Origin of the sequence: Synechococcus sp. Nb3U1, assembly GCF_021533835.1 — a bacterium.
GTDB lineage: Bacteria > Cyanobacteriota > Cyanobacteriia > Thermostichales > Thermostichaceae > Thermostichus.
Genome location: NZ_JAKFYQ010000003.1, coordinates 65,707 through 77,171, shown reverse-complemented (window position 1 = coordinate 77,171; position 11,465 = coordinate 65,707). Strand labels below are relative to the sequence as shown.

11 protein-coding genes are annotated in these 11,465 nt (G+C 55.3%); 6 read left to right on the top strand and 5 right to left on the bottom strand.

Going from position 1 to position 11,465, the window contains the following annotated elements; translation table 11 throughout:
* Positions 1-305 precede the first annotated feature (305 nt).
* The 5 genes from L1047_RS14795 to sufR all read right to left on the bottom strand — a co-directional run bounded on the left by L1047_RS14795 (position 306) and on the right by sufR (position 5,101).
* Positions 306-1,640, bottom strand: coding sequence for a sensor histidine kinase (locus L1047_RS14795; RefSeq protein WP_235279771.1), 1,335 nt, complete (start codon positions 1,638-1,640; stop codon positions 306-308).
* A 40-nt stretch (positions 1,641-1,680) separates the two neighbouring features.
* Positions 1,681-2,274, bottom strand: coding sequence for a tRNA-(ms[2]io[6]A)-hydroxylase (locus L1047_RS14790; RefSeq protein ID WP_235279770.1), 594 nt, complete (start codon positions 2,272-2,274; stop codon positions 1,681-1,683).
* On the bottom strand, positions 2,274-2,720 hold the full coding sequence (gene folB / locus L1047_RS14785; protein WP_235279769.1) for a dihydroneopterin aldolase: 447 nt from the start codon (positions 2,718-2,720) through the stop codon (positions 2,274-2,276). Before folB ends, L1047_RS14790 begins: the two co-directional genes overlap by 1 nt.
* 213 nt (positions 2,721-2,933) lie before the next feature.
* Positions 2,934-4,004 carry a 3-deoxy-7-phosphoheptulonate synthase gene (locus L1047_RS14780; protein ID WP_235279768.1) on the bottom strand — a complete coding sequence of 357 codons (1,071 nt, stop codon included), beginning with the start codon at positions 4,002-4,004 and terminating at the stop codon, positions 2,934-2,936.
* Between the two features lie 320 nt (positions 4,005-4,324).
* Positions 4,325-5,101 carry an iron-sulfur cluster biosynthesis transcriptional regulator SufR gene (sufR, locus tag L1047_RS14775; protein ID WP_328286085.1) on the bottom strand — a complete coding sequence of 259 codons (777 nt, stop codon included), beginning with the start codon at positions 5,099-5,101 and terminating at the stop codon, positions 4,325-4,327.
* 95 nt (positions 5,102-5,196) lie between these two features.
* On the opposite strand from sufR, the gene sufB reads away from it, so the two are divergent.
* The 6 genes from sufB (at position 5,197) to L1047_RS14745 (ending at position 11,445) form a co-directional block, all read left to right on the top strand.
* Positions 5,197-6,633: a Fe-S cluster assembly protein SufB gene (gene sufB, locus L1047_RS14770; RefSeq protein ID WP_235279767.1), complete on the top strand. Its 1,437-nt coding sequence runs from the start codon at positions 5,197-5,199 to the stop codon at positions 6,631-6,633.
* A 205-nt stretch (positions 6,634-6,838) separates the two neighbouring features.
* Positions 6,839-7,243 (top strand): large-conductance mechanosensitive channel protein MscL, encoded by a 405-nt coding sequence (gene mscL / locus L1047_RS14765; protein WP_235279766.1) that lies wholly within the window; start codon positions 6,839-6,841, stop codon positions 7,241-7,243.
* A 109-nt stretch (positions 7,244-7,352) separates the two neighbouring features.
* The gene (gene sufC, locus L1047_RS14760; RefSeq protein WP_235279765.1) at positions 7,353-8,174 is read left to right on the top strand and encodes a Fe-S cluster assembly ATPase SufC; all 822 of its coding nucleotides are present in this window, start codon (positions 7,353-7,355) and stop codon (positions 8,172-8,174) included.
* Positions 8,171-9,526, top strand: coding sequence for a Fe-S cluster assembly protein SufD (gene sufD, locus L1047_RS14755; protein ID WP_235279764.1), 1,356 nt, complete (start codon positions 8,171-8,173; stop codon positions 9,524-9,526). The genes sufC and sufD overlap by 4 nt, the downstream gene beginning before the upstream one ends.
* Positions 9,527-9,705: 179 nt before the next feature.
* On the top strand, positions 9,706-10,935 hold the full coding sequence (locus L1047_RS14750; RefSeq protein WP_235279763.1) for an S-layer homology domain-containing protein: 1,230 nt from the start codon (positions 9,706-9,708) through the stop codon (positions 10,933-10,935).
* 156 nt (positions 10,936-11,091) lie between these two features.
* On the top strand, positions 11,092-11,445 hold the full coding sequence (locus tag L1047_RS14745) for an STAS domain-containing protein (RefSeq protein WP_235279762.1): 354 nt from the start codon (positions 11,092-11,094) through the stop codon (positions 11,443-11,445).
* Positions 11,446-11,465: the final 20 nt, after the last annotated feature.

Here is an 11,465-nt window from a genome sequence, read left to right as displayed (position 1 = left end):
ATGAACCGATCTTGGGAGCAACTGGCTCATCAAAAACTGGAGCCTGGGATCTGTTCGCGCCAGCGGCGATCGGTTGCATCCCAACTCTGCGGATTTATTCTGGGAAAACAAGAAATTCTTAAATCTAGAAATCAGCGGGATGGATCTACACGCCGAGAGGCATAAAACCCATCCATTCAAATCAGCACAGTTGGACTAATACTGTTCTGAGTAAAGAGTAGAGTAAAGAGTAATTTAACTTTGGCTTGAAGCTAACATACTAGCTTGAGGTTGTCTGTTTTCTAGAACACTTTCACTTATTCTGGTCAAAGATTCTCTGGAGTACAGAGTTCAGTCTGACGCTGCGGCAAAATCACCTGAAACGTGGATCCCTTGCCGAGGGTACTTTCCACCTTCACCTGCCCTTGGTGTTGCTCGGCAATACTTTTCACAATCGCTAGGCCCAACCCCGAACCGGCCACCCGATCAGGATCCCCACTGCGAGCCGGATCCACCCGATAAAAGCGATCAAACACATGGGGCAAAGCCTGGGGTGGGATCCCAGTGCCAGTATCTCGCACCTGAATCAATAGGTCTGGGGATCCGGCTTTCAGCCGTTGCTCTAGCCTGACCTGCACCTGCCCATCAACGGGAGTGTGCAGCAGGGCATTTTCTAACAAATTGGTCAGGAGACGGGCCAGCAGGTCTTCATCTCCCCACAGGCCGAAGGGATCCGCGGGTGCTAACTGTGACGGATCGGCAATCTCCAGGCTCAGGCGGATCCCTTTTCGATGGGCCAAACCTTGCAGTTCTTCCACCACCTGCAGCAGCAGTGCATCCACGGCACAGCAACGGGGCTGGAAGGGGGCCATGCCGCTGTCCTGACGGGCCAAAAACAGCAGATCATCTACCAAGCGGCCCAACCGCAAGCTCAGACGTTCCACCACCTGCCAACGCTGCCGAGTGTCTGCCTCCAGCTGCGGATCGGCCAAAGCCACCTGCACCGTGGTTTGAATGCTAGCCAGAGGGCTGCGCAGTTCATGGGAGGCATCGGCGGTAAATTGCTTGAGCTGCTGATAGGAGTGGCGCACTGGCTGCATGGCCAAACCCGATAGCACCCACCCAATTGAGCCAACACAGGCCAAACTAGCCACCCCCCACAAAGAAAGATCCCAAATCAACTGTCGGGTGGGCTTACTAACCTCAAACCAGGGATGACTCACCCGCAAGTAGCCCAGCGGCGTATCTCCAGCCAGCAGCGGTTCGGTAAATTGCCGCAGCCAGTAGCCAGGGTTAATGCGGGCGGTATGCAGGGATCCATCCGTGAGCAAAGGGGCAGGGATCCCGCCCGGAACCGTAGACCAGATCAGCTCCCCTTGCGGGCCAAACCATTCCAAGTCGATGTGATCATCTTCTAGGGTGCTGGGATCATCCCGAAAACTGGCCTCGAGGCTATGGCGAGCTTGCTGTGGATCCAAAAGGCTCTCATCCACCACCAAAGACCGCTCCACCACTTCCACCACATGGCCGAGGGTATCATCCACCCGCTCGATCAGAGTTGCCTGCACGTACCAGTAGAAGCTGGCTGCAAACAGCAATAAAAACACCGCCGTGATCCCGGTGTACCAGAGAGCCAATCGCTGCCGCGTCGACTGGAACATTTGGGTTGCATTGAGGTTGTGGGAGAGGCTCGAGGCCGACTTAGCTGTGAACACGAGGCTCGGGGTAAAGCGTGGACAAAATCTCGGCTTCTATGGGCAAGAGTGCATCTAGACGTTGCTGTACCTGCTCAGCCGGAAAATGGGCTAAAGCCAAATCTAAGTAAAGCTGCAAATGTCGTTCTTCGGCAGCTGTCAGCCACAGGTAAAACTGTCGCAGTTCCGCCTCTGGCGCATGGATCCCAAGTAAACCCAAGCGTTCGTGGCTCCGTGCTTCGATGATCGCAGCCAACAGCAGCGCATCCAGCAAATGCTCTGGTTCGGGGCGGCGCAGGTGCTGATTCAGGCGACTGGCATAAGGGGCGGCAGATAGGGGTTTCACCGGGATCCCCAGCCGTTGCAGGTGACGATGCACACGCTCAAAATGCTGCAGTTCCTCGCGGGCCAGCGGGGAGAGAGCTTCCACCAGTTGCCCGTTGGCAGGATAGCGAAACAACAGACTGAGGGCATTGCCCGCTGCTTTTTTCTCGCAGTTAGCGTGGTCTAGCAAGATCAAGTCGATGTGCTGGGTGGCCTGTTCGATCCAGGCCTCGGAGGTGGGAGCAGCCAGTTGTAGGGTAGCCACAGCAGCCAACACTAGGGGCGAACAATTTCCAGGGTGACCCGCCCCGTTAAATCCGGGATCGGGGGATGGCACTTGGTCAACCGGATCTTAGCCTTGCTGGCCCCCGTCTCGCGTAGCACCATCTCGGCAATGGCTTCGGCCAAACTCTCGATGAGGACAAACTGATTGCTTCTCACCAGTTCCGCGATCCCAGCTACGGCAGAGCGGTAGTCAAGGGTGTCGCACAGTTGACCGCTCATGGCCGACGGGCGCAGATCTGCCCACAGCTCAAAGTCCACCTCAAACCATTGCCCCAAAGCCCGCTCCGCTTCATCGAAGCCGGTATAGCCGTAGTAGCGCAGGCCTGACACGATCAGCCGATCCCGCAACTGCTCAGGCGGGCGTTGAGGGGTTTGACTGGGATCCGGGTAGGGTTGCCGACCGTTGCTGCTGACACTAGTGGGGATTTGTAGCTCCATCACATCCTCCGCACCCTGACTGAAAACTGTCTGGACAGCCGACGGGATCCAGATCCAGTACCGGGATCCCCAAAGCCTGATTCCACAGGGCATGACGAGACAATGACTCGACGATAGGAGCGAGTTGCCCGATTTCCCCAATCCCTTTTGGATTCCTTAAGAAATCAAGAAATCCAATACTAAGTAATAAAGTAAAACTCAGGGTTGCTCTGACTAATGGCTGAGGGCTAAGGCTCCCCCCGCCACCGTAGCTGCCATCTCCTGTAACAGGTCTTCGGTTTCTAACCAGCCAATGCAGCCATCGGTAATAGACACGCCATGCTTGAGGGGTGCCCCTTCGCACCAGGTTTGCTTGCCAGGGTTAAGGTTGCTCTCCAGCATCACCCCCATCAGAGCCCGCTGGCCAGCCCGATACTGCCGCAGCACCTCCCGACAGACGGATCCCTGGTTGCGATAGTCCTTGTTGGAGTTGTCGTGGGAACAATCCACCATCACCGAGCGGGGGATCCCTTGCTCCTCCATCAGCAGCGCCGCCCGCTCCACATCCTCAGGGCCATAGTTGGTTTTGCCACCCCCACCCCGCAAGACAATGTGCCGATCCGGGTTCCCAGTGGTTTTCACCAAAGCGGTCATGCCATCTTGCCCAATACCCAGAAAACTGTGGGGATGGCTGGCGGAGAGAATGGCGTTGAGAGCAATCTGCAGACGACCATCCGTGCCATTTTTGAAGCCGACGGGCATCGACAGGCCACTGGCCATTTCCCGGTGGGTTTGACTTTCGATGGTTCTGGCGCCAATGGCTGCCCAACTAACCAAGTCGGCTGTGTACTGGGGAGTAACCGGATCCAGCATTTCGGTGGCACAAGCCAGGCCAATCTCATTCACCCGCAGCAGAATTGTACGGGCCAGCTCTAAGCCTGCCGCAATATCACAGGAGCCATCCAGGTGGGGATCGTTGATCAAGCCTTTCCAGCCCACTGTGGTACGAGGCTTCTCAAAGTAGGTGCGCATCACAATCACCAGGTGCTCCTGGGTTTGATCCGCCACCCGTTTCAGACGATGAGCATACTCCAAGGCTGCTTCCGGGTCATGAATAGAACAGGGGCCGACAATCACCACCAAGCGATGGGGATCCCGTCCGTGGATGATGTTGCGGATGGCCTGCCGGGTAGAGAGCACGACTTTGGCTGCCGTTTCCGTAAGGGGGAACTTGGCTTTGACCAGGCTAGGGGCGATCAGGGGCATCACCTCCTGGATATTGCAGTTGTCAGTTTGGGGGGGCATGGATTTGTCCTTCATGGAGAGCAAGTAGGGTTTGGGCAGGATCAGACCATTAAAAAAAGCCCCGGCACTAGGCTCAGGGCTTCAGGACTGACTTCGGTAAACCTTGGTTATCGTTTACGCGCCACCCATCCGCCCTGGTCGATGCCAGGGAAAGGTAAAGTAGCCAAAGAAGGCAGCACGCAGAGACATAGACAGCACAAACTTGAAACTCGTATGAGATGACTATACCCGAAAAAAGCACTGAACTGCACCTGGGAAGGTTAAGTTCTTTGGTAGCCCGCCAGTCGTCTCAGGTTTCGGTCTTTAGGTTTCGGGGAGAGTTACAGTTCTTGGATCGATTCTGAAACAGGCTTGGCAATCAGGTAGCCGCACTGATGTTCCCCATTCACCTGCCAGTTGATGCGCTCCACCTGGCAATCGGGCAGGGCCGCTGCAAACATTTCCAACTCATATCCACACACGCTGGGAAAGGTCTGGGCTATTTGGGCAATGGCGCAGTTGTGTTCGATCAACACGTATTGCTCAGCCTCTGGTGGGGTGGCTTTTTCTGGGGGAGCCATTTCCTCAGAGTAGCGGTAATACTCCGCCATATACCCCTCCAATTGCCGTAACTCCACCAGGCGCTCTACCCGTTCCTGCAGGGATCCTGCACCAATCTGGGACTGGTATTCCTGGGCCTTGCGCTGCCACTGGTGGTGCAAAATGGATCCCATTTGTTCGGATCCCATGGTTTCTGCCAAGGTGCTGAGAAGTCCGAGAGCAAACTCGTCGTAGCTAGCGGGGAATTGCTCTTCTCCCAAGCGACTGAGCTGATAAACATGTTGTGGACGACCCAACCCGTTCTGCTGAGGAATATGAATGATCAGCCCCTCCGCCTCCAGATCCTTGAGGTGCCGCCGAATCGCCTGAGGAGAAATGTGCAGGTGTTCCGCCAGGGTTTGGGCGTTGGCCTGACCCGACTTGCGCAGATACACCAAGATGGCTTGCTTGCTAGAAGCCTGCTGAGTGGTCTTGTGTACGCTGTTCACCCTTGCCCCCATGGTTAATGTGGATTCTGCCGCCAGAACAGCTCTCTGCCACTTTGACAACGGAATCATTGCTAAAGTAACCTGAGGATGAGTTAAACAACAACCCTGTTGCTTTAATTCCTGCTGTCGCGCCTTTCCTCGTCGCCCTCAAAGAGTTGAAATCCATGTCTACCAGCGTCCGCACCCTAGTCAGCCAGCCCTACAAGTACGGGTTTGTCACCGATATTGCCTCCGATTCCATCGGCAAGGGATTGAGCGAGGAGGTAATCCGGCTGATCTGGGTGAAAAAAGGTGAGCCAGACTTCATGTTGGATTTTCGCCTGCGGGCCTATCGCCAATGGTTGAAGATGAGCGAGCCCACTTGGCCCAACCTCGCCTATCCCCCGATCGACTATCAGGATATCGTCTACTACTCTGCCCCCAAGCTGAAAGAGAAGAAAAAAAGCCTGGATGAAGTGGATCCGGTTTTGCTAGAAACCTTTGAAAAATTAGGGATCCCGTTGTCGGAACAGAAGCGGCTCAGCAATGTAGCCGTGGATGCCATTTTCGATAGCGTTTCAGTGGCCACCACCTTTCGGGAAAAGCTGGCCAAAGAAGGGGTGATCTTTTGCTCCATCTCGGAGGCTTTGAAGGAATGCCCCGATCTGGTTCAGAAATATATGGGAAGCGTAGTGCCCATTTCTGATAACTATTTCGCGGCCCTCAACTCGGCTGTCTTTAGCGATGGCTCCTTTGTCTATATTCCCAAGGGAGTTCATTGCCCGATGGAGTTGTCTACTTATTTCCGCATTAACAATGGTGAATCGGGTCAGTTTGAGCGCACCTTAATCATCGCCGAGGAAGGATCCTCCGTCAGCTATTTGGAAGGGTGTACTGCCCCAATGTTCGATACCAACCAACTGCATGCGGCTGTGGTGGAATTGATTGCTTTGGACAATGCCGAAATCAAGTATTCGACGGTGCAGAACTGGTATGCAGGCGATGAAAACGGCAAAGGGGGGATCTACAATTTCGTTACTAAGCGCGGCCTTTGTCAGGGAGTCAACTCCAAGATCTCCTGGACACAGGTGGAAACTGGCTCAGCCATTACCTGGAAGTATCCCAGTTGCGTGTTGGTGGGAGAAAACTCCGTCGGTGAATTTTACTCGGTGGCCCTGACCAACCATTATCAGCAAGCGGACACTGGCACCAAAATGGTTCACGTTGGCCGCAACACCCGCAGCACGATTATTTCCAAAGGCATCTCGGCAGGGCACTCTAAAAATAGCTACCGCGGCTTGGTGAAAATAGGACCTAAGGCAGAGGGTGCCCGCAATTTTTCCCAGTGCGATTCTATGCTGATCGGGGATCAATGTAGCGCCAACACTTTTCCCTATATTCAGGTGCAAAACAACAGCGCCAAGGTCGAACACGAAGCCTCTACCTCCAAAATTGGGGAAGAACAGTTGTTCTATTTCCAGTCTCGTGGGATCAGTATGGAAGATGCGGTTTCCATGATCATCAGCGGATTTTGCAAGGATGTCTTTAACCAATTGCCGATGGAATTTGCGGTGGAAGCCGACCGACTGCTCAGCCTAAAACTGGAGGGATCCGTCGGCTGAAATGGGCGTGATCTGCGCTGAGATTGAGCTGCTTCGAGGAGCAGATGAAAGGGATGGGTGGGTGGATCCCAGACGGGCAGGGTTGGTTGTTAGCCCCTAAGCCCGGATATTGCCCGGATGTTCCCGAAACAGTGTAGACAGCCTCTAGACAGAAGGTGGGATAATCGAGAGGCTTTCATTCGCGATGGAGTATGAGGAGTTTTCCATGAGAGCGTTTCTGGAGGAGTTCAAAAAATTCATTGACCGAGGCAATGTCTTAGACTTAGCCATTGGCGTTGTAATCGGCGGTGCTTTTGGCACGATCGTTTCCTCTTTTGTGGCGGATTTGTTTACTCCCATTTTGGGCCTAGTGATCGGTGGGGTGAATTTTCAGGACTTGGTCTGGAGAATTGGCGGTACCCCTGAAGAGCCGGTCACGATCAACTACGGCAATTTTTTACAGGCGGTGTTTGATTTTGTGATCATCGCTTTTGCCATCTTCCTGCTGGTGAGAGCGATCAACACCATGCAAGAGAAACGAGAAGAAGCTCCCGCCATCCCACCCCCACCTTCGCCAGAAGTGGTTTTGCTCACGGAAATCCGGGATATCCTCAGTCGCGGATCCCGCTGAAGGAGCAGGATTTTCCGGGATCCCACAGCCCGAAAACAACCCCATGGCTGGCGATGGATCCCTTGAGCCGACAGCTCTAACCCCTTGATGTCAACCTTGGAACCCCACCATGATTAGCGAGAACAGTTCCCTGATTTTGTCTGTGCAGGATCTCACTGCCGAGATTGAGGGTACCCCGATCCTAAAGGGGCTAAATCTCGACATCCGCTCGGGCGAGATCCACGCCATTATGGGGCCCAACGGGTCGGGCAAAAGCACCTTTTCCAAAATTCTCGCCGGTCACCCCGACTACACCGTTACTGGTGGCGAGGTGACCTATCTGGGGCAAAACCTGTTGGAGATGGAGCCGGAGGAGCGGGCCCGTTCCGGGGTGTTTCTCGCCTTCCAATACCCGATCGAGATCCCTGGGGTGAGCAATATCGATTTTCTGCGGATTGCCTACAATGCCCGACAAAAATATCGGGATCAGCCGGAGTTAGATGCCCTAGATTTCGATGATTTTGTGCGGGAAAAATTAGGTATCGTCAAGATGGATCCTGCGTTTTTAGATCGCTCGGTGAATGAGGGATTCTCTGGCGGGGAGAAAAAGCGCAACGAGATTCTGCAAATGGCTATTTTGCAGCCAACCCTGGCCATTTTGGATGAAACGGACTCGGGTTTGGATATCGATGCCCTGCGTACAGTGGCCAATGGCATCAATCATCTCTCTAATCCCAACAACGCCATACTGCTGATCACCCACTACCAGCGGTTGCTCGACTATGTTACTCCCGATTATGTGCATGTCATGGAAGCGGGACGCATTGTCACCAGTGGAGATAAGACCCTGGCTCTGGAACTGGAAGAACGAGGCTACGACTGGATCCGTGAACAGGATCAGGATCCGGCAGCAGTGGGATCCTCTTCGCAGCAACCGGAGGGCGTTCGATGACTACCACCCTGCACAAGCCGCTCCATGGACGCCTGTTCCTCGATCACATCCTTGCCCAGATGTCGGATCCGCAGGATCCCTACTCTTCCCTCAGAGCCCAAGCCCGCGCTCGATTGGCAGAATTGGGGATCCCGACCCCCCGTGACGAGGACTGGAAATATAGCGACCTCTCGTCGTTGCTGGCCCATGACTTTCAGTTGAGTAAGGAGTCCCAGTTGGGTTCTCTCCCTCCGTCTGATGTAGAACCCTACGTCTGGCCGGAGAGCCGTCGCAGTTGTGTCGTTTTCGTCAACGGCTACTTCGCCCCCCAGCTTTCGGATTTGAGTGCTCTGCCGGAAGCTTTGCAGGTTAGGTCTCTAGCGCAGGCAGATGCGGGTTGGGTGACAGGTCAGTTGCAAACCATCGCTACAGAAGATAGTTTTACGGCCCTGAACACGGCTCATTTGGGGGATGTGGCCTGCATTCAGGTACCCAAAAACCTGCGGGGTGTGCCACCGTTACAGGTGCTATATCTTACCCTAGTGTCCGATGTACAGCCGATTTTGGCCCAACCCCGTTGTCTGTTGTCTCTAGAAGCCCATAGCCAGTTGACCGTGATCGAAGATCATGTGTCGTTGGGACCAGGGATCCCCTTTAGCAACGCCGTCACCGAGATCAACCTAGCGGACAACGCTCGCCTTCACCATGTCATTCTCCAAAGACAGGGATCCTCAGCCCTTCAGATCAGCAAAACTGCCGTTCGCCAGAGCCGCGATAGCCACTACCAGCAGCACGCCCTTCAGTGGGGATCCCTGTTTTCCCGCCACAACTTAGAAATCACCCAGATCGGATCCCAGGCCCATACCGACCTCAAAGGGCTGACCCTGCTGCGGGGATCCCAGCACAGCGATACCCATTCCCGCCTTGTCCACCAGGCTCCTCATGGCAGCAGCCGCCAACTGCATAAGTGCATTGTGGATGAGACCGCCCATGCGGTGTTCAGTGGGCGAGTTCTGGTCTGTCAGGCTGCTCAACTGACGGATGCCGCCCAATCCAATCGCAACCTGCTGCTGTCCCCCAAAGCGCGGGTCGATACCCAGCCGCAGCTGGAGATCTTCGCCGACAACGTCAAATGTGCCCATGGGGCCACCGTCAGCCAACTGGAAACGGAAGAGATCTTCTACCTGCAAAGCCGCGGCATCGGCCAAGCACAAGCCCGACAGCTGCTCACCTATGCGTTTGCGGCGGAGGTCTTGGCAGGGATCCCGTTGGCCACACTGTCCCCAAGTCTGCCCCAGTTGAGCGTGCCAGAGGGAGGCGCGATTTCCCGAAACCGCCTTTACCCTCAAGAGCTTCTCGACTTAGCGGGTTAGAGATTCGGCGTTTTCCTTGCGGAGACTATGGGGTTGCGCCTTGTTGCAAACCTTGGGTTGGAAAGGCTCAAATCACGTCAGGATCAGGGTTTCAGCCATTGTCATCACTGAGGAAATAGCCAGAATAAGAGTAGCCATTGCCCAGGCAATGAGCATCACAATAACTCGGTGAATGAACCATGTTTTCCTCCCTTTTGACCCCACGTGCGGCTTGGACAGGGCTGGTTCTGTCCGGGGCTATGCTAGGCATTCACTGTCAGATAGCCATGGCCGCCCCCTTCCGCGATACCTCCGGCCACTGGGCCCAAACCTATATTGAGGCCCTCTCCTCACAGGGGGTGTTGAATGGCTTCCCGGATGGCACCTTCCGTCCCAACGAGCCGGTGACCCGCGCCCAATTTGCCACCATCATCAATACGGCTTTTCGCCTCAGCAATACCGCCGGCACCTCTATCGGTTTTCGGGATGTGCCCTATACCCACTGGGCCGCCAATGCTATTTCTACCGCGGCAGCCAACAACTTAGTGGCCGGTTTTCCCGATGGGACCTATCGTCCTGAGCAGCCCGTCACCCGCACCGAGTCTTTGGTGGTTCTCACCAACGCCATCGGCAATACCAGTGCCATCCCAGCCGCACAACCCGGCGATCTTTTCAGCCGTTACCGCGATGCAGCCGCCATTCCCAACTGGGCGGTCCCCCAAATTGCCGCCGCCAACCGGGCGGGCTTGATCGTCAATTATCCTGACCCAATGCTTTTGGAGCCCAACCGTGCCGCAACCCGGGCGGAAGTGGCCGCCTTTACCTACCAAGCCATGGTCAATCGGGGATCCCTGGTGGCACAAAATCCGGGCAGCTTTAACCCCTATAACCCCGCCCCACAGCCGGGCTTTAACCTGCGCCTTTCCACACTGGCAGCAGGCACCCTCATGCAAACCACCAGTCCCTTCAACGAGCGCCTTTACATCGCCCCCAACGAAACCCGTCCCATTTCCCTGATCGTCCACAACCCGATCCGCAACGCCCAAGGGGATATTGTGGTGCCCTATGGCTCTCGGGTGGATGGTCGCTTTGAACCGGCTGCGGGGGGCACTCGCTTCGTGGCTGAAAGCGTGATCGTTAACAACCAGCTGTTTCCTCTGGCAGCTCAGTCGGATGTGATCCACGATGTGAAGGATCCCCGCTACACCACCTCCGGCAAGATCATCCAAGATGCGGCCATTGGGGCGGCAGCCGGAGCGATTCTCGGCCTGGTGACAGGCGACAATGCCATTGCCACCGAAGAAGTGTTGGGGGCCGGGGCGGCTGGGGCGGTGATCGGCAACGTGACGGCTCCGCAGGTGGTGGTGGTGGATCCCAATCAGGTGATCGAGCTGCGTCTAACGCAAGATCTGGCTCTGGCCCGACAATAGGTTCAATCCATCGCAAGCGACAGCATGGAATCCCTCCCAGGCACCCATTCCCTTCCTTCAACCAAATGCATGCAGGCGGTAACCCAACGAACCCAGATTGATTCAAAATCAATGTGGTTCTACCGTACCTTTGCCTGTAGCGAAGTGAATCAATCTATGGATGTCTCCACTCAGATCAGCCCTAAGGGATCCCCAGTCACGGTCGTCCATTTTCCCCAAGGGAGCCTCAGCGCTGTCAATGCGCCTACCATCCGGGGAGAACTGAGCCGCATTTTAACGGAGCAGCCAGGTCACCTTCTACTGGATCTGAGCAGGATCACCCTCATCGACAGTATGGGACTATCCGTCTTGGTCTCAGCCCAACGTAACTGCCGTTCGGCGGGCTACCAACTAAAACTGGCTGGCCTACAGGAACAAGCCAAGCTGATTTTTGCCGTCACCCGTCTAGATTCGATTTTCGAGTCTTATTTATCAGTTGCAGATGCGCTCGCCGCGTTTCCGGCCCCCTAGGGCTTAGGGTGGGGATCCCC